The sequence below is a fragment of the Nocardia sp. NPDC051929 genome (assembly GCF_044548645.1).
Taxonomy (GTDB): Bacteria; Actinomycetota; Actinomycetes; order Mycobacteriales; family Mycobacteriaceae; genus Nocardia; species Nocardia sichangensis.
Genome location: NZ_JBIUCG010000009.1, coordinates 113,800 through 133,399, shown reverse-complemented (window position 1 = coordinate 133,399; position 19,600 = coordinate 113,800). Strand labels below are relative to the sequence as shown.

8 protein-coding genes are annotated in these 19,600 nt (G+C 69.1%); 1 reads left to right on the top strand and 7 read right to left on the bottom strand.

Translation table 11 applies throughout. The annotated features are described in order from the left end of the window. Positions 1–560 precede the first annotated feature (560 nt). The 6 genes from ACIHAX_RS13765 to ACIHAX_RS13740 all read right to left on the bottom strand — a co-directional run bounded on the left by ACIHAX_RS13765 (position 561) and on the right by ACIHAX_RS13740 (position 9,130). Positions 561–1,082, bottom strand: a complete 522-nt coding sequence (locus ACIHAX_RS13765; protein WP_397277603.1) for a hypothetical protein — start codon at positions 1,080–1,082, stop codon at positions 561–563. Next, complete coding sequence (locus tag ACIHAX_RS13760; protein WP_397277601.1) at positions 1,079–3,895, bottom strand: cation-translocating P-type ATPase; 2,817 nt, start codon at positions 3,893–3,895, stop codon at positions 1,079–1,081. The genes ACIHAX_RS13765 and ACIHAX_RS13760 overlap by 4 nt, the downstream gene beginning before the upstream one ends. A 213-nt stretch (positions 3,896–4,108) precedes the next feature. Beyond that, positions 4,109–5,011, bottom strand: a complete 903-nt coding sequence (locus tag ACIHAX_RS13755; RefSeq protein WP_397277599.1) for a universal stress protein — start codon at positions 5,009–5,011, stop codon at positions 4,109–4,111. 156 nt (positions 5,012–5,167) lie between these two features. Beyond that, on the bottom strand, positions 5,168–6,808 hold the full coding sequence (locus tag ACIHAX_RS13750; protein ID WP_397277597.1) for an MFS transporter: 1,641 nt from the start codon (positions 6,806–6,808) through the stop codon (positions 5,168–5,170). A gap of 314 nt (positions 6,809–7,122) precedes the next feature. Further along, positions 7,123–7,575, bottom strand: a complete 453-nt coding sequence (locus ACIHAX_RS13745) for a pyridoxamine 5'-phosphate oxidase family protein (RefSeq protein ID WP_355075549.1) — start codon at positions 7,573–7,575, stop codon at positions 7,123–7,125. 187 nt (positions 7,576–7,762) lie between these two features. Next, on the bottom strand, positions 7,763–9,130 hold the full coding sequence (locus ACIHAX_RS13740) for a wax ester/triacylglycerol synthase family O-acyltransferase (protein ID WP_364432367.1): 1,368 nt from the start codon (positions 9,128–9,130) through the stop codon (positions 7,763–7,765). Between the two features lie 188 nt (positions 9,131–9,318). Here ACIHAX_RS13740 and ACIHAX_RS13735 point away from each other — a divergent pair, with 188 nt between their 5' ends. Continuing rightward, the gene (locus tag ACIHAX_RS13735; protein WP_397277594.1) at positions 9,319–10,455 is read left to right on the top strand and encodes an NAD(P)/FAD-dependent oxidoreductase; all 1,137 of its coding nucleotides are present in this window, start codon (positions 9,319–9,321) and stop codon (positions 10,453–10,455) included. Here the strand turns inward: ACIHAX_RS13735 and ACIHAX_RS13730 are convergent. After that, the gene (locus ACIHAX_RS13730) at positions 10,445–19,552 is read right to left on the bottom strand and encodes an amino acid adenylation domain-containing protein (RefSeq protein ID WP_397277592.1); all 9,108 of its coding nucleotides are present in this window, start codon (positions 19,550–19,552) and stop codon (positions 10,445–10,447) included. The genes ACIHAX_RS13735 and ACIHAX_RS13730 overlap by 11 nt on opposite strands. Positions 19,553–19,600: the final 48 nt, after the last annotated feature.

Sequence of the window (19,600 nt, the reverse complement as noted above, 5' to 3'; positions counted from 1 at the left end):
TTCGCCGCGCCGTTCAGGTTTCGCGTGTAGCTCGATCAGCCGGTTCCCGGCATCCGAATCGGACACCATTGTGGCCGCTACGGCGGCTCCCACACCTCCTGTTTGTCGGCATTTCCAGTCGTCTCAAAATCTGAAAACAGAACTTTTGAATCTGTGGTGGAGCATCGACACTCTGGTGGGACAAGCTATCTGACAGCAGCCTGGCTGAGTCTAGTCGTATCAAACCTCTCGACCCCGCACGGAAGCCGGTGTTTCGGATCCCGATTCCAGCGACGCGGACCCGTGGCACATCTCGGACGGCGCCGCTACTTCGATCGCGCATCCCCGAAGAAGATCCTGGTTCAGGGCCATGTAACCGAGGAGAGACACCTGCGATCGGGCATAGTACATGCCGGGTCAGGGGCGGAATCAAGCCGGTATGTCCGCGGCCGCCCAGACGGCCGAGCGAGGGGCCGCAGTACCTCCCCTCCTATGCCTTCGATCGACAATGAATTACCGGTAGGCGGTTATAGCAATAAACTGGCAATCTCACTTGTGATCGCCAATAGACACCACTTCCATCAATCGACGCGGCGTGCCGACAATTCCATATGAGTGCCCATTCCGCTACACCCGAACAATCTGTCCCGGGTACCGTCTCGCAGCACATACTTCCGTTCGGCAGCGCGCTCATATCGGGCGATGAATTGTTTCCACGCTTCCGGGTGCGCCGAAGATCGCTGCCGGACAGAGGCGGTCCCCCCGAGAAGTTCAGCGTCCACGACGCTTTCACGCACGGCCGGACGGCGGTCGATCAGCGCCCACGGCGACATCGTCCCGGTCAGGCCGCGGATTCGAACGGCCGATGGCAGGCCGGGCAGGCACCGGCGATCGGCGACCATGCCGGTGCAATCGGCACGACCGCCGCGCCGGACGCACACCGGCACAACGCTGAAGACATTTTGCCCGCAAGGGAATCGGGGCGGCGCCGCAGCCGTGTGCTGGTCCACCGGATACGGCCGCAAAAATTCTTGGTAGGAGAGTTCGGCAAATTGGCGTGGTGTCGCCTGCCGCACGCCAGGACCCGGCGTATGGACAATCACCGGGACGACGCGATGTCCGGCAGCACCGCTCGTTCACTCGCCCGTCCCGGACCGACCGCCGCCATTGTGGGGATCGGCGCGGGCGCGCCGGATCGACGCCGACGTCGCACCGCCTTCTCTGCTTCGATGACGATCGGGACCACGAGCGACCAGCCCAGGCAGGCCAGCCACTGACCACCCGTCAGCGACCTCGTCATCAGCAGATCCTGCAGGAAGCCGATCTCGACCGCGAACACGGTGACCACGACCGGAATCGACAGGATCTTCACCGCGCCGAGAACCGGTGCGGTGACGCCGGACTCCGGGTCGCGGCGCATGACCAGGCCGCTCAGGATGGAACCGAACGACAGCACCACGAACGCCATGGTCATCGGGACACTCGCCGTAGTCGTGCTCATCTCCCCCGGCGCGAGGAGCATCGCGGCGAGCGTCACGGCCAGTTGCAGAGCACCGTAGGCCAGCCACTGCACGAACGAATTCCGGTTCGCGATCGGCTTCGCCGGGTCGCGGGGCGGCTTGTTCATCAGGTCCGGCGGCGGCGGATCCAGCATGATCACGGCGACCGGGAACAGGGTGATGAAGAAGTGCTGGAACAGCACCATGAGCGGGGTCAGCGCGACCCCGTCGTTGATGTCGAAGACGCTGGCGACGAGGAACAGCGCCACCAGCGCGAACAGCTTGGACATCTGATAGCGGATATAGGACACGATCTTGTCGTAGATGCCGCGCCCCAGCCGGATCGCGGTGATCAGGGTCCCGAAGTTGTCGTCGGTGAGCACCATCTTGCCCGCCTGCTTGGTGACTTCGCTGCCCGATCCCATCGCCACGCCGATATCGGCCTTCTTCAGCGCGGCGGCGTCGTTGACCGCGTCGCCGGTCATGGCCACCACGTCACCGCCGCGCTGCATCAGGTCGGCCAGCCGCAGTTTGTCCTGCGGGGTGACCCGCCCGAACACGTGCAGATTCGGCAGGGCCGCCGACAACTGCTCGTCGGTCATCGCCTGGAGTTCGCCGCCGCCGATCGCACCGGGCCCGAGGCCGAGTTCGGCCCCGATCGCGGACGCGGTGATCGCGTGATCTCCGGTGATCATGCGGACCTCGATGCCGGCCGCACGCGCGGTGCGCACCGCCTCGATCGCCTCGCGCCGCAGCGGATCGATGATCCCGACCATGCCGACGAAGGTGAGTTCCCCGACGAACGACATCGGGTCGGCAACGGCGGCTTCCTCCTGCTCGTCGAGCAAGCGTGCGGCGAAGGCCAGCACGCGCAACCCCTTCTCCGACATGGCGCGATTCGCGGCCGCGATCTCGTGCCGCATGTCGTCGATCGGCACGGCTCGCCTGCCCGGACGGTACGCGGTCGCGCACCGGTCCAGGACGACGTCGGGCCCGCCTTTGACCAATTCGACGAAGCGGGTGCTCCCGTCGACTTCCAGGTGGTGGAACGTCGCCATGAATTTGTAGGCCGAATCGAACGGCACTTCGGCGACCCGGGGGTAGGTTCGGCGGGTCAGGGGTGCGTCGACGCCGAGCTTGGCCGCCAGCACCACCAGCGCCGCCTCGGTCGGATCGCCCACGACCTCCCCGCTGTCGGCGACGGTGGCGTCGCTGTCCAGGCACAGCCCGTAGGCCAGCAGGGTGAAATCCGGCGCCGCCTGCCCGGCGGCGTGGGTGATCGCCCCGGACTTGTCGTACCCTTGGCCCTCGACGGTGTACCACCGGCCGTGGAAGTACAGCGACCGCACCGTCATCTGGTTCATCGTCAGCGTGCCGGTCTTGTCGGAGTTGATGGCGCTCGTCGCGCCGAGTGTCTCGACATCCGTGAGGTTCTTGACGACGGCCTTGGCCTCGGCCAGCCGGCGCGCCCCGTAGGCCAGCATCGCCTGCACGAATGTGGGCAAGCCGGTCGGGATCGCCGACACGCCCATCGAGATCCCGAGCAACAGCACCGCCGTGATGCTCTGCCCGCGGATCGCCCCGATGATCACGATGATCGCCACCGCCATCCAGGCGATCGCGCCCAGCACCTTCGTCAGCGCATCCAGCTCCCGTTGCAACGGCGACTTGCTCGGGGCGACCGCCGAGAGCATCGACGCGATCCGGCCCATCTCGGTGTCCGAGCCGGTCTCGGTGACCACCATGGCGGCGGTGCCGCGCGTCACCGATGTGTTCTGGAAGACCATGTCGGCCCGGTCGCCCAGGGCGACGTCGGCGGCGCCGAGCGTGTGGGCGTCCTTGGCGACGGGCGCGCTCTCCCCCGTCAGCGCCGCTTCCTGGGTCTCGAGGGTGGTGGATTTCAACAGCCTGCCGTCCGCGGGGACGATGTCGCCTGCCTCCAGTTCGACGATGTCGCCCGGCACGAGCTCGGTCGCGGCACAGCGCGTCAGCGACCCGTCGCGCACAACCCGCGCCTGCGGCGTCTGCATCTTCGCCAGCGCGTCGACGCTGGCCCGCGCCTTGACCTCCTGCTGGGTACCCAGCACGACATTGAGCCCGACCAGCACCCCGACCACGATCGCCGTCGGAATCTCGCCGATGATCACGCTGACCACCGTGACCACCAGCAGCATCAGGTTCATCGGATCCTTCGACTGCAGCAACGCCATCGCCCAGACCGACGGCGCGGGTTCCGCGGCGAGCTCGTTGGGCCCGTATCGCTTTCGCCGTTCCTCGACGTCGAGTGCGGTCAGGCCGGACTGCCGGTCCGAGCCGAGAGCCGCCAGCACCGCGTCCGCGTCCTGCGCGTACCAGACCGGTCGCCTCTCCGAGTCGGCCTGACGTACGCGGTCCCGCGCTGATTCCGTCGTTGCCATGTCCCGCTGGTCCTTTCTCGGCTGGGACCGCATGGCAGGTTCTCCAGCGCCCGATCCGGACGTGAGCGGGCACGAGGCCCCGATCGCCATGATGTCGCAGTGAGGTATCCAGACAACCACGGGCAAGCGATGGGCACACCGGATTGACCCAACAGAGACAGCACCGCGACCGACGCGCGGTCAGGGCTGGTCATCGCGGCTCGCAAACGAGCTTCACCGCGTTCGAACGACGATCAAAGGCACCTCTACCGAGTGCAGCAGGGTGTTGCTCGTCGAGCCCAGCAGCATGCTGGCGAACCCTCCTCTGCCGTGACTTCCGACCACAACCAACTGTGCGTTCGCCGACTCGTCCAGCAACGATCGGCCTGGCCGGCCCGCCGCGACGACGCGACGTACCGCGACGTCCGGGTAGCGATCGGCCCAACCGGCCAGACTCTCGGCCAGCACCGCCTCCGCCGACTCGCGGGCGCCGTCCCAGCCGCGGACCGGTGCGTCCGGACCGCTGGTGTCGCTCCACGCGTGCAGCGCGACCACGTCGACCTTTCGGCGTGACGCCTCCTCGAACGCCAGTTCGACGGCGGCCACACTGTTGTCGGTCCCATCGACGCCCACCAGCACGGGCTGCCGGGCCGACACGGCGTCGATCGCCGCGATGCCATGGACCACCGCGACCGGGCACCGCGCGTGATGGGTGGCCGCGGTGCTCACCGAGCCGAGCAGTCCCCGCTGGAAAGCACCCATCCCGCGACTGCCCACCACCAGCATCCACGCTCGCGCGGACCTTTCGATGAGCATGGGAATGATCAGTTCGAAAGTCACCTCGGTGGTGATGGCGGGTTCGGCGCCCGGCACCGCCGTGCGCGCCACCCGCGCCGCCTCCGTGAGGATGCGCTCGCCGTCGGCGCGCAACCATTCCAGATCGGCTTCTCCGAGCGACATCTCGGGGCCGAAACCGGTCTGGATCGCCATCGAAGTGACGATGTGCAGCGAGCGGTGATGCAGCGCGGCTTCGACCGCCGCCCAAGCGACCGCCTGGTACGAGCTGGCCGAGCCGTCGACGGCCGCCAAGATGGGAAAGGCGAGATTCGTTTCGCGCGAGGTGCTTTCGGTGGTCATGAAGATTCCCTCCGTCGAGAGCGGCGCCGCAGGCATCCCCTCGGTCGTCCGCGCCGCCGCTGCCATCGGCATCGAGCATCTCGCGTCCCCCACGAAGGCGGCAGAGACGAAGGTCATTCACCGGGCGGGCCGTCGGACCTCTGCCGAAGGCTGCTTCTACGATTCGTCGGTCTCGGCCGGGTCATCCCGGCTCCGCGCGGCCGGCCGCAGTGGCAACCTGCCGGTGGCGAACAGCGGCGCGATGGCGAGCAGGGCAGTCACGGCCAACGCCACCCGCAAGGCTTCCAGCCGCGCCTCGGTGTTGACGGCTATGACGGCGTCCGCGGTGGACTGCTGCACTCCGGCGGCATGGAGGGCATCCTCGAGTTGGGTGTTGGACAGGAACGGCACGCCGCCCGCGAGTTCGGTGGTCGCCCGCTGCTGCACCGACGCGGGAACCGCGGGATCGCTTTCGATGCCCGCGACGACCGACGAGGTCAGGGTCGCGATCAGCACCGAGCCGATCAAGGCGGTGCCGAGCGATGCGCCGAGATTGGTCACGGTGTTCTGCAGCCCGCCGACCGCGCCGCTCTGCGCATCGGGCACCGACGAGACGGTGACAGCCCCCAACTGCGAGGCCAGAGCGCCCAGTCCGAGTCCCATCAGCAGCATCGGAATCGAGACCACCCCGGCGTTCGCTCCGGGGTCCATCCCGGCGACCAGAATCAGGATGCCGGTGATCATCGAGCCCAGCCCCAGCCGTACCACCCGCCGCGGGTTCGCCCGCGGCCGGAACTTCGGAATCGCCGTCGCCGCCAGAACCAGCGCCACCGACAGCGGCAGGATCCGCACGCCCGTTTCCACGGCGCTGAGTTCGAGCACCACCGACAGGAACAGCGGAACCGCGAAGAACACCCCCGCCTGCACCGTGAACTGAGCGAAGAACATGCTCAGGCCGCCGGTGAGCTGCCGATTACGCAGCAATCCCGGATCGACGAGCGGCTCCCGGCCCGTGTCGACCAGATGGGTCTGCCACCGCAGGAACAGGTACGAGACCAGCAGTCCGGCGATCAGCAGCCAGATGACCGGGGAGAGCCCGAGCACGGCGGGACCGCCCGGCTTCACCCGCACCCAGCCCCACGTGCTCGACCGCAGGACGCCGAAGACGACCATGCCGAGCCCGGCCACCGACAGCAGCGAGCCCACCAGATCGAGCCGTACCTGCTCCGCGGGGGCGTCCTCGATCCTGCGGAGCACCAGCAGGATCAGTACGACGATGACGACCTCGCCGAAGAACACGTACCGCCAGGACGCGTATGTCGTCACCGCGCCGCCGAGCAGCGGCCCCACCGCGACCGCCATCGCGCCGGCCGCCGCCACCAATCCATAGGCCGCCGCGCGGCGTTCCGGCGCGAAGTTCGCCGCGACCAGGGACACGATCGCGGGCATGATCAGAGCCGCTCCGATCCCCTCGAGCAGCGACCAACCCAACAGCAGAACCGGCAGATTCGGCGCCAGGCCGGTGGTGCAGGAACCGGCGCCGTAGATCACCAGCCCGAGGCCGAACGCCCGGCGACGGCCCAGGATGGAGCCCACCTTCCCGCCGGTCAGCATCAGCGTCGCCATCACCAACGTGTAGAGGGTGATCGCGGTTTGGATTCCGGTGATCGTCGTACCGACGTCCTGGGCCACGGTCGCCATCGACACGTTCATCACCGAGCTGTCGAGCGTCATCAGGAATTGGCCCGCGGCCAGTACACCCAGTACCAGAACGGAGTTCGGCCTGGCCTGCGATACCGAAGAACTCTTGATGCTCATGTCTCGGTTCCGTCCCGGTCTCGGCCGAGAGCCGGGGCCCGAGCCACTCGGCTACGGCGGCGGTCGCCGTGCCGGAACCGAGCAGCGCCCTGGCGTCGGCGATCTGTCGGCGGGCGACTTGCCGGGCCACCTGCCTGGTGTTCTGGTCCGGTGGCCGAATCGGCCACGCGCCCCCGCCGTCGGACGACCGCCGAAGGTCGGAAGGGAACGCCGCAACATCCACCTCATTTGATCACAGACGTCCACCGCGGACCCGCAATTGCTCGCGGTGACCGGCTTCGGGTCACCGACCCGTTGCGCTTCGCTACGGCGACCTATCCCTGCTCGCCGAGCAGTCTGACACCGGTCACGATCGTGGGTTCGATAGCGATGACGGTGTCCATGAGCCCATCGGCCCACGGGCGCAGCAGCCGCGTATAGCGCGCGATCCGTTCGGGGTCGGTGACCGTACGCGCGAGACCGGTCACGACGACCGACCAGCCCACATGGCTCACCGCGTCGATGTCGTCGGCCTCGTACGCCACGACGACGGACGGATCGGCACGAACGGTGTCGGTGAGCCGTGAGGTGACCCGGGTACGCACGATGACCACACCGCCGTCGACGAAATGGTTGACCGGGCGAATCGCGGGCAGTGCGTCGCGAGTGAACACCACGCGTCCGTAGGCGACGCCGGCCAGCAGCCGCAGCGCCTCCTCGCGGTCGATCTCGACCATTGTGCGGCCCGCTACGCCGCGGTCAGCGACACGGCCGTTCGAGGCGATCATGATCTCGGGCCGGGGCACATCGCGCGTGCATCCACCTGGCAACAACCTCGCTCTCCGGTCTTCACTCGACACCACGGCCTCCCATATCATCACCGAGTCCTACTGCCGGACAGGGCAGAAAGTCCCCGATCCGTCCTCTTCGCGCAGCCGGTCCCGGCGGCTCGGGCCGCACCGCCGTGAAGGCGCGTCACGGTCGGATCTCCTCGGGCCGGGACGCTCGCCGGATCCCGGCCCGCTCCCGCAGCCGCCGGATCTCCCGCTCGATGCCTTCGGCGAGCACGGCGATATCGGGAGCGGTGTCATAGTCTCCGGTGATACCGAAGGTCAGGTGGCCCGCGTAACTGAGGACCGCGACCGCCGTGCGCAACCGCATGGCGATCGGCATGGCAGGCAGAAGTTCCGACACCACACGCCCGCGCACGGTCAGCTGTTCACGCGGGCCGGGCACATTCGTCACCAGCGCCCCCACGGTTCGTTGCGGAAACCGTGCCAGCAGACGAAGACTCCACGCCAGGGGCGCGAACGGCAGCAAGCCCGCCAGCGCGAGCACCGATTTCTCCGCCTGCGCTTCGCCTCCCGACTTGTGCCGGTTCATCCGTTCCCGGATCGCCCTCAGCCGCTCCACCGGGTCGGCGACCTCGATCGGCAGGAACGGCAGCACCGCCGAAACTCGGTTGTCCAGTGTGTATTTCGCTTGTTCGGAGCGCATGGAGATCGGGACGAGGATACGCAGTTTGTCCGGAGACGGCCGTTCGTCGCGGCCGACCAACAGTTCACGATAAGCGGCGGCGACCGCGGCAAGGACGACATCGTTGACCGTGACGCCGAACACCGCGCCGATCTCATGGACATCCGACAGGGCGGCCCGGGCCACGACATACCGGCGCTGGCGTCCGATGGGGCCGTTCAGCGAGCACTCGGTGGCCGGCGACACGACGGCGGACAGCAGCGGCGCCAGACCGCGCGTCATGGCGACCACCGACCGCGGCACGACGACGGGTAGCCGCGACAGTTCTCGAACCAGATCCGGCCGGCGCACCTCGGTACGGCTCGGTGGCTCGGTCACCGGATCGTTCGGCTCCTCGGCCACGGCATCGCAGAAACTTCGAAACACCGAGATGCCGGATACGCCGTCCACCAGACTGTGATGCGCTTTGACCAGCAGTGCCCAGCGGTCCGCCGCGAGGTGTTCGACGACGACGCACTGCCACAGCGGATGGTCGCGATCGAGTCGCTCCTCGAGTTCCGTCGCCACCAATTCGCACAACGCGGCCTCGTCACCCGGCGCGGGCAGTGCGGTCCACCGAATATGGTGTGCGAGATCGAAATTGGGGTCGTCCTCCCACACCGGCGTGGCCAGGTCGAGCGGCGCCCGCCGCACCTTCTGGCGCAAGCGCGCGTTCCGCTGCACGCCCTTGGCGACTACGCCGCTCAGCTCGGACCTGCTCGGTGGGGCACCGGAGATGATCGCCACCGCGCCGATGCCGAGACTGATATGCCGGTCGGAGTCCTCCAGTTCCATGAAGCCGGAATCGAGGGGTCGTAGTTCTGTCATGGGGATGCTCATTCGAGTCGCTTCGTCTCTCCAGCATCGCGCGAAGCGTCGGTTCAGATGATGGCCGAAGGTCACCGAACGCAGGGCACTCCGGCCACGGCGCGCCCGTCGCCGGACCGGGACTCGGCCGTCGGCAGGCTTGGAAGCAACCCTCGACTCGGCGGCGTCACCAGGGGAAGAATCGGCGTATGCGAACCGTACTCATTCTCGGTGCGGGGTTCGGAGGGCTGGAGCTGGCCACCCGTCTGTCGGGTTCGCCGGCCGACGAACTCCGTGTCGTCATCATCGACCGAAACGACTCCTTCACCTTCGGCTTCGCCAAACTGGACATTCTGTTCCGTGACCTGCCCCCGGAGACAGCGCGGGTGCCGTATTCCCGCTTCACCCATCCGCGCGTCGAATTCCGACAGGAGGAGGTCACCGAGATCGACCCGAGAGCACGCCGCGTCCGTACCGACCAGGCGGTGTACGACCCCGACATCCTCGTCGTCGCGCTGGGCGCCGACTACGATCCCGGCGCCACCCCCGGCTTCGTCGAGGACGGCTACGAGTACTACTCGATCGACGGCGCCCGTCGATTGCGCGAACGCCTGGCGGGTTTCGACGGCGGAGCCGTCGTCCTCGCGGTGCTGAGCGTCCCGTTCAAGTGCCCGCCCGCGCCCTACGAAGGCGCGATGCTCCTGCACGAAGCGCTCACCAGGCGCGGAATCCGGAACCGTACCCACATGCAGTTCTTCACCCCCATGGACGCACCGATTCCGGTGTCCGCGCAAACCTCCGCCGCCATCGTCGAAGCGCTGGCGCGGCGTGGCATCGACTATTCGCCGGGGCGCCGGGTGCACGCGCTCGACCCGGACCGCCACATCGCGGTCACCAGGACCGGCGAGGTGCCCTACGACCTGTTCATCGGAATCCCGAAGCACCGGGTTCCCGCGGTCGTCGAGGTGTCGGGGCTCACCGAGGGTGGGACCGACGGCTGGATCGCCGTGGACCCGCACACCCTCGAGACGCCGTATCCGGGCGTCTACGCCCTCGGCGACTGCGCCGACGCGCCGGTTCCGCGGGCGGGCGTGTTCGCCGAGGACGCCGCCCGCACGGTCGCCGCGGGCATCGAGGCCGGGTTCGGCGGCTCGGCGCCGCAGGAACAGTATCGCGGGCGGGGCACCTGCCATATCGAGTTCGGAGGCGGGCTGGTCGGCAAGGTCGAGGCCGATTTCCTCTCCGGTCCCGCGCCGGTCGCACCGTTCAGCGTGCCCTCGGTGGAACTCGCCCGGGAGAAGGCCGCCGCCGCCGAGGCCCGGCTGCACCGCTGGTTCACCGGCTGACCGAGTCCTCACCGCCCGGCTCGCCCGCTCGCCACGCGCGGGTCAGCACCGCGGCGATCTCGGCCAGGCCGGACGCGACGGTCATTCGCCAGTGCGTCGTCGACACAGGATGGTTGTGCACGCGGCCGTCGACGACCTCGCTCCAGATCGACGCGCCGACACAGCCGGTCGGATCGTCGAGCGCGGCGGTGAAATAGAGGACATCTCCCCGGTACACCGGCGGGACGTAGGCGCCGCGCAGCGCGACCGAGTGCACCGCCGCGTCCAGGATCCGGGTGACGCGGTCGGAGCCGAACGACGCGAACGGCTCCGGAAGTTCGGTCATCTTCTGCGGCAGCGCGACCCAGTCCACCTCCGCGACGTTGCCGAGGTCGCCCGCCTGCTCACCCAGCAGGCCGCCGATCAACTCGGCCACCGGGACCTGGCCCGCGTCACCCGGCGGCGTGCCGGGCGGATCCGCCATGTAGCTGTCCATCACCGCGAGCAGCGCGACTCGCTCGCCTTCGCGTTGCAGCTGGACCGCCATCTCGTGCGCGATGACGCCGCCGAAGGACCAGCCGAGCAGATGGTAAGGACCGGTCGGTTGTTTCGCGCGGATCAGCTCGAGGTAGCGGCGGGCCCATTCCTCGATCGAATCCGGCATCACCTCATCGCCGGCCAGCACGGGCGTTTGCAGGCCGTAGAGCGGCCGTTCCGGGTCGAGGTAGGCGGCGAGGCCCGCATACGACCAGGAGATGCCCGACACGGGATGCACACAGAACAGCGGCGCGGCCGAACCGCCGGGACGCAGCGGCAGCAGCATGTCGAAGGCCGCCTCGGTCTGGACTTCGCCGCTCGCCCGGCGGGCCAGGTCGGCGACCAGTTCCGCGGGTGTGGGCGCGGTGAACACCCGCATCACCGGAATCCGGGTGCCCAGCGCGGACGACAGCCGCAGAGTCAGCTTCGCGGCGAGCAGTGAGTTGCCGCCGTGCTCGAAGAAGTTGTCGTCCATGCCGAAGCGCTCGGCGCCGAGCACCGCGGCGAAGGCGGCCGCGACGGTCGCCTCCACGGGAGTGACAGCAGCGCGGAACTCGCGCGCGCGGAACGCCGGCGCGGGCAACGCCCGCTTGTCGAGCTTGCCGTTGGGGGTCAACGGGATGGCGTCGATCACCACGATCGCGGCGGGCACCATGTAGCCGGTCAGGTGTTCGGCCACCTGTTCGCGCAACTCGGCCGGGTCCGGCCGCGCCCCCGGTTCGGGCAGGACATAACCCACGAGCTGGTCACCGAGCGTCGGATCGGTCCGGACCAGCGCGACGGCCTGACGCACGCCGGAACACCGCACCAGCGCCGATTCGATCTCCCCGAGTTCGATCCGGAACCCGCGCAACTGCACCTGCTGGTCGCCGCGACCGGAGTAGGCGAGGCCGGCGTCGCCGCCGAACCGGTTCCAGCGCGCGAGGTCACCCGAGCGGTACATCCGCGATCCCGGCGGCCCGAAGGGATTCGCGACGAACCGCGTCGCGGTGAGCCCGGGCCGCCCCACGTAGCCGCGGGAGAGCTGACCGCCCGCGACATAGATCTCACCGGGCGTACCGACCGGCGCCGGTCGCAGACGAATGTCCAGCACGTGCGTGTCCAGCCCGGGCAGCGCTCGTCCGATCAGGCTGGCCGGGCTTTCCATCAGCTCCGCGCCGACGTCCAGGAAGGAGACGTGCACGGTGGTCTCCGTGATGCCGTACATGTTGACCAGTCGCGGCGATTCCCCCGGACGACGCTCACGCCAGCGTCGCAGGTGCCGCAGATCCAGCGCCTCACCGCCGAAGATCACATACCGCAGCGCGAATTCGCCGGACGCGGCCGAGGCGTCCCGATCGGCTTCGACCAGTTGACAGAATGCCGACGGCGTCTGGTTCAGCACCGTCACCTGCTCGCGAATCAGCAGCTCGCGGAACAATTCCGGTGAGCGCGAGGTCGCGTAGTCGACCACGACGACGGTGCCGCCGGTCACGAGCGCGCACCACAGCTCCCACACCGAGAAGTCGAACGCGAAGGAGTGGAACAACGTCCAGACGTCGTGCTCGCCGAATTCGAACAGCGGCCGCGCCTCGGTGAACAGTCGCACCGCATTGCGATGCGTCACGCCGACACCCTTCGGCACGCCCGTCGAACCCGACGTGTAGATGACGTAGGCGAGATTGTCCGGCAGCAGCGGCGACGCCCGGTCGGCGTCGGTGATCGGATCGTCGACGAACTCCGCCGTCTGCTCCAGCAACACGGTGGGCAGGTCGGTGTCCGGGATGGCGGAGCGCTCGGCGGCGGTGGTCAGCACGCACACCGGTGCCGCGTCGGCGAGCACGAACGCCAGCCGCTGCGCCGGATAGCCGAGGTCGATCGGCAGGTACGCGGCACCGGCGGCCAGCACTCCGAGCAACGCGACCGGTAGGTCCTCGGTGCGCGGGATCGCCACGGCGACCAGGGTTTCCGGCCCCGCTCCGGCGGCGATCAGCGCGCGGGCGATTCGATTCGCGCGCTTGTACAACGCGCCGAAACTCAGTGTGGTGGCACCGAACCGGACGGCCTCCGCCTCCGGCCTGCGCCGTGCCTGCTCGCCGATCAGCTCGGGCAGGGTCGCCACCGGTTCGGTCCCGGCCCGCGCCTCGTGCGCGACCGCCGGGCAGTGTTCGCTCTCGTCGAGGATGTCGATGTCCCACACCCGCGCCGAGGGATCTTCGGCGACCGCGGACACGATGCGCTCGAACCGGCGCGCGAAGGCGCGGACGGTCGATTCGTCGAACAGGTCCGTGGCGTAGGTGAAGGTCACCGCCGATTCCGTCCGGCCGTCGCCGCACGCCCGCGGCTCGACGACCACTTGCACATCGAATTTGGCCGTGATCTCGCCGTTGTCGACGGCGGTGACCGTCAGATCCGGCAACTCCAGGGTGGGCTGCTCGAGGTTCTGGAACGACAGCATCACCGGAAACAGCGAGGTGCGCGCTCCGCTGCGCGCGGGATCGGCCTCCTCGACCACTCGCTCGAAAGGAACATCCGCGTTGGCGAAGGCCGAGACGGCGACTTCACGGGAGCGCTGGACGAGATCGTGGAACCGCACGTCGGGGTCGACGTCGACGCGCAACGCCAGCGTGTTGACGAACATCCCGACCAAGTCGTCCAGCGCATGTTCGCCCCGCCCGGCCACCGGGGTCCCGATGACGACGTCCGTGGCGCCGCAGAGGCGTCCGATCAGCGTGGCGAGGGCCGCGTGCACCACCATGAACAGCGTCGCGTTGTGCTCGCGCGCGATGCCGGTCAGCCGCTCGTGTACCCGCGCCGGGATCGTGCAGCCGGTCGACGCGCCGCGCGTCGAGGCTGTCGAGGAGCGCGGGCGATCGGCTGGCAGTTCCAGCGGTCCGGTGAGCCCGGACAGCTGCCCGCGCCAATACGACAGCTGTTGCGCCGCAACGGAATCCTCGTCGTCCTCGGATCCGATCGTGCCGTGCTGCCAGATCGCGTAATCGGCGTACTGCACCGGCAGGGGCGACCAGTCCGGCTCGCCGCCGCCGAGCCTGGCCACGTAGGCGGTCACCAGGTCGCGGGCCAGCGGCGCGAGCGACGACCCGTCCGCCGAGATGTGGTGGGTCACGATGACGAGCAGATGATCTGGGCCCGAGGTGAACAGCCGCAGGCGCACGGGCGCGTCCGCGGTCACGTCGAAGCCCGCGGACATCAGCGCGTCCACCATGGCCGCGGCATCCGTGACACCGTGCTCGATCACGATGCCGTCGGAAAGGACCGCATCGGTCGGAAGGATCTCCTGATACGGCTGCCCGTCGGCGTCGACCGGGTAGCGGGTGCGCAGCACCTCGTGCCGTTCGATCACGTCGGCGAGCGCGTGGCGCAGCGCGGGCAGATCGAGAGTGCCGGTCAGCCGGACGGCGAAGGGCATGTTGTAGGCGGGCGAGTCCGGCTCGAGGCGGTTGAGCAACCACATCCGCTGCTGCGCAGGCGACAGCGGGATGCGATCCGGTCGTCGCACTCGCGCCAAGGGCGCGCGAGCCACGCCCGTCCCACCGGCGACCACCCGCGCGGCGAGTGCCCACACCGCGGGCGCCTCGAACAGATCCCGCACGGTGACCCGCGATCCGAGCGCCTCGTTGACCCGTGCGACGGCCCGGGTGGCGAGCAGCGAATTGCCGCCGAGCGCGAAGAAGTCGTCGTCGATGCCCGCTCGCTCGACGCCGAGCAGTTCGGCGAACACCTGCGCGACGGCCTGTTCGGCGGGGTTGCGCGGCGCTCGGAACGCCGTGGTCTCGATGGCGGGCTCGGGCAGCGCTGTGCGATCGAGTTTCCCGCTCGCGTTCAGCGGCAGCGCCGCCAGCTCCACCAGCGCGGACGGGATCATGTACGCGGGCAGGACCGCCGACATCCCGGCAACGAGTTCGCCATGATCGATGACCTGCCCCGGACGCGCGACGACATAGGCCGCCAGCCGATCTCCCGACGGCGATGCCACCACCGCCGCGACCGCTTGGCTCACCGACGGCTGCGCGAGCAGCGCCGTCTCGATCTCACCGAGTTCGATGCGCTGGCCGCGGAATTTCACCTGGAAGTCGGTGCGCCCGAGGTATTCCAGGCGTTGCGGCTCGTCCGCGCGAGGCGCACGCCAGACCGCCAGGTCGCCGGTGCGGTACATCCTGGTTCCGCGGCCGAACGGGTTGGCGACGAAACGGTCCGCGGTCAGCGCCGCTTGCCGCACGTATCCGCGGGCCAGCTGTTCGCCGGCCAGGTACAGCTCGCCCGGTACCCCGGCCGGAACCGGCCGCAGGCGCGAATCCAGCACGTATACCTGGGTATTCCACTGCGGCTGCCCGATCGGCACCGTCACATCGTCGCCCGTTCCGGCGGGCCGGTACGTCACCGAGACCGCCGCCTCGGTGGGTCCGTACAGGTTGTGCACCTGTGCGCCGGAGACCGCGCGGACCGCGCGCACGGTCTCCGGCGGCAGAGCTTCCCCGATGACGAACACATCCCGCAGTGTCACGAGACTTTCCGCCGTCGCATGGGCGGCGAACTCGGTCAACATGGAGGGCACGAAATCGGTGACCGTCACACGGTGCGCGGCGACGGCCGCGGCGAGGTAGGCGGCGTCACGATGCCCGTCGTGGTCGGCGAGCACGAGTTTCGCGCCCGCGCGCAACGGCATCAGGTAGCCCCACAAGGAGACGTCGAAGGTCGCCGCGGTCTTCTGCAGGTATACGTCCCGCGGGCCCATGGGGTACTGGGCGAGCATCCACTCGATCTGGTTGTCGATCGCGGCGTGCGAGACCGCCACACCCTTCGGACGCCCGGTCGAACCGGACGTGAAGATCACATAGGCGGGGTGCTGCGGCAGCACCGCCCGCCTCAGTTCGTCGGAACGAATCGCAGCTCCCGAGCGCTGGTCCGCGCCGAGGGCGTCCAGGGACAGGACGGCGACATGATCGGGTATCGGGATCGCGTCGGCGGAAGTGGTGAGCACGCAGACCGGTTTCGCGACCTCGAGCACGTGCGCGATCCGCTCGGCGGGGTGATCGGGGTCGAGCGGTACGTACGCGCCACCGGCGGTGAGGATCGCGTACATGCCGACCACGAGATCCACCGACCGCCGGACCGCGAGCGCCACAAGGGTTTCCGCGCCGACGCCGCGATCGGCGAGTACCCGGGCGAGCCGGTTGACCCGCTCGTCGAACTCGCGGTAGGTCAACTGCGTATCCGCGTGGACGACCGCTATCTCGTCCGGGTGCCGGGCTACCGCACGCCGGTACCCGTCGAGCACCAGCCCCGCCGCGATCGGGTGCCGGGTGTCGTTCCACCCGGCCAGGATCGCGGCGCGCTCCGCGGAATCGAGCAAGTCGATCTCCCCGACCGCCCGATCCGCCGAATCCGCGACGGCCGCGAGGATCACGCACAGCCGCCGGGCGAATCCCGCCACCGTGGCCTCGTCGAACAGGTCGGTGGAATAGGTGAACGCGGCCGAGATGCCCAGCGGCGTCCGCTCGTCCTCGTGCGGCACCATGGTCAGCTCGAGGTCGAATTTCGCCAGCGGCAGCGCGAAGTCCACCGCGGAAACCCGCAGCCCGGGCAGTTCCAGTGTCGTCGGCGCGAAGTTCTGGAAGGTCAGCATGGTCTGGAACAGCGGGTGATGCGCGCTCGACCGCACCGGGTCGAGCTCCTCCACCAGGCGTTCGAATGGCACGTCGGCGTGGCCGAAGGCCTCGATATCCCGCCTGCGCACCTGCTCGAGCAGCTCGGTGAAGCTGTGGCCGGGGTCGATCTCGGTACGCAGCGCGAGGGTGTTGACGAACATGCCGATCAGGCCGTCCACCGTGGCCTCGCCACGACCGGCCACCGGCGCGCCCACGGTGATGTCGCGGGTGTTCGACAGCCGGGCCAGCAAGACCGTGTACGCGGCGTGCGCGACCATGAACAACGTCGCGTCGTGGCGGTGTGCCAGCCGGTCCAGTGCGGCGTGCACCGCCGCGTCGATCTTGAATTCGTGGGTGGCGCCGCGACCGGAGAACACCGCGGGGCGCGGCCGGTCGGCGGGTAGGTCCAGCCGTTCCGGCAGGTCCGCCAGCCGCTGCCGCCAGAAACCGAGCTGGCGGGCGAGCGTCGAGTCCGGATCGCTCTCGGCGCCGAGCATCTCGCGCTGCCACAACGTGTAGTCCGCGTACTGCAAGGGCAACGGCTGCCAAGCGGGAGCGTGGCCCTCGGTCCTGGCCGAGTACGCGCTCATCAGATCGGCGGTCAGCGGGCCCATCGAGGAGCCGTCGGCGGCGATGTGGTGGACCACGCCGACCAGCACGTGCTCGGACTCGCTCGAACGCAGCAGACGCAACCGGAGCGGCGGCGCGGCCGTGACATCGAAGCCCTCGACCACCGCGGCCACCGTGTGCTCGAGGACTTCGGCTTCGGCGACGTCGAGCACCGGCAGCTCGGGCACCGCGCCCGGCTCCGACAGCGCGTGCACCCGCTGGCTGCCCGTCCCGTCGCGCTCCGGATAGCTGGTCCGCAGCACCTCGTGCCGCTCGACCAGATCTCGGATCGCCGCCCGCAGCGCGTCCACGTCCAGCTGTCCGCTCAACCGCACCGCCAGCGGGATGTTGTTGCTCGCCGCGGCCGGGTCGAACCGATTGAGGAACCACATCCGGCGCTGTGCGTACGACAGCGGCACCCGGTCCGGTCGCGCCATCGGTCGCGGCGCCGGGTGGGTGACTCGAGCCAGTTCGTTCAGGCGTTCGGCCAGTTTCGCCACCACCGAGGCCTCGAACAACAGCGCGACCGGAACGCGGACGCCCAGCGTGGTACCGAGCCGCGCCGCGGCCTGCGTCGCGATCAGCGAATTGCCGCCCAGTTCGAAGAAGTCGTCGTTGGCACCGACCCGGGCGGTTTCGGAGTCGCCCGGCGGGAGGAGCAGCGCGGCGAAGACGTCGGCGACCACATGCTCGGTCGGCGTGGCGGGCGCACGGAACTGCCTGGTGTTGAGCACCGGCTCCGGCAGCGCGGCGCGATCCAGCTTGCCGACCGGTGTCAGCGGGAGTTCGTCGAGCACCGTGATCGCGGCCGGAATCATGTATGCCGGAAGGGTTTTCGCCAGCAGATCGGCCAATTCGGCGGTGTCGAGCGCCACCCGGACGCTGCCGTCCGGGCCGGTCGCCGCTCGTGGCAGCACGTAGGAGACCAGCGCGGTGGCGCCGGACGGCAGTGTCGTGCCGAGTGTCGCGGCGTAGTCGACGTCGGGGTGGGCGGTCAGCGCGTTGTCGATCTCGCCGAGTTCGATCCGCAGCCCTCGGATCTTGACCTGGAAGTCCACCCGCCCGTGGTGTTCGAGGTGTCCCGCCGAGTCGCGCCGCACCAGATCGCCGGTGCGATACATGCGAGAGCCAGGTACCGCCGCGAACGGATTGGCGACGAATCGGTCCGCGGTCAGCCCGGGGCGTCCGAGGTACCCCTGCGCCAGCGCCGGTCCGGACAGATACAGCTCGCCGATCACGCCGGTGGGCACCATCCGCAGCCGCGCGTCCAGCACGTGGACGCCCAGCCCCGGGACCGGAGTGCCGATATGGGTCGCGCCGCCCGCACACAGCGCCTCGGTGCCGGTGGCGAAGATGGTGGTCTCGGTGGGGCCGTAGACGATATAGAAGGACCGGGCGCCGGTCGCCCACCGTGCGGCCAGCTCGGGGCCCACACGCTCCCCGCCGCACAGGATGGCCCTGAGGTCGTCGAGCCCGGCCGGCTCGATGGATTCCAGGGCTCCCGGGGTGATGCACAGATGCGTGACCCGCTCGCGCCGCAGCAGATCGGCCAGTTCGGCGCCGCCGAACACCGTGGGCGGCGCCACGACCAGCGTCGCGCCCGCCGAGAAGGCGAGCAGCATCTCGATCACCGAGAAGTCGAAGCTCGGCGTGCACAGATGCGAGACGCGTGATGCCCGGCTCACCGCCCGGGCGGCGATCTCGTGCTCGACCAGGCCCGCGAGACCGGCATGGGTGACCGCTACGCCTTTCGGCTTGCCCGTCGAGCCGGAGGTGTAGATCAGGTAGGCGAGGTGCTGTTCGGTGAGGGGACGAAGCCGGTCCAGGTAGCAGATCGAATGGCCGGGCGCGGCGGCGACCTTCTCCCGGTGCGCTTCGGAATCGAGTTCGATCCACGTCATGCCGGGCGCGACGAGTGCCGCGCGATGCGCCGAGGTGGTGAGGCCGACGACGGCGCCACAGTCGGCGATCATGTGCGCGATTCGATCCGCCGGATAGGAGGGATCGACGGGCACGTAGGTGGCACCGGTCTTCGCGACCGCCCACACCGCGAGCACCGACTCGATCGAGCGGGTGACGGCCACCGCGACGAAGTCTCCCGGCCCTACGCCGAACCCGATCAGGTAGCGGGCCCATCGCGACGACATCTCGTCCAATTCCCGGTAGCTGAGCTCACGCTGGTCCACGGGATCGCCGGTGGGATTGTACCGGAGGGCCGCCGAGTCGAACGCCGTGTCGACCGCGGCCGTGAGCAGTTGCGGGAACAGAAGATTGCGTGCTCGTGAATGCTGGGTGCGACGTGCGGAACGGCGTGTCGGGGTCATGCGGCGGCGAGTTCACTCTCTGGTCGATCATCGTCCGCTCCGGCTATG

Excerpts from the sequence above, each read along its gene's own strand:
- ACIHAX_RS13760 (WP_397277601.1), bottom strand. The coding sequence starts at position 3,895 with ATGGCAACGACGGAATCAGCGCGGGACCGCGTACGTCAGGCCGACTCG.
- ACIHAX_RS13755 (WP_397277599.1), bottom strand. The coding sequence starts at position 5,011 with ATGACCACCGAAAGCACCTCGCGCGAAACGAATCTCGCCTTTCCCATC.
- ACIHAX_RS13750 (WP_397277597.1), bottom strand. The coding sequence starts at position 6,808 with ATGAGCATCAAGAGTTCTTCGGTATCGCAGGCCAGGCCGAACTCCGTT.
- ACIHAX_RS13745 (WP_355075549.1), bottom strand. The coding sequence starts at position 7,575 with ATGATCGCCTCGAACGGCCGTGTCGCTGACCGCGGCGTAGCGGGCCGC.
- ACIHAX_RS13740 (WP_364432367.1), bottom strand. The coding sequence starts at position 9,130 with ATGACAGAACTACGACCCCTCGATTCCGGCTTCATGGAACTGGAGGAC.
- ACIHAX_RS13735 (WP_397277594.1), top strand. The coding sequence starts at position 9,319 with ATGCGAACCGTACTCATTCTCGGTGCGGGGTTCGGAGGGCTGGAGCTG.
- ACIHAX_RS13730 (WP_397277592.1), bottom strand. The coding sequence starts at position 19,552 with ATGACCCCGACACGCCGTTCCGCACGTCGCACCCAGCATTCACGAGCA.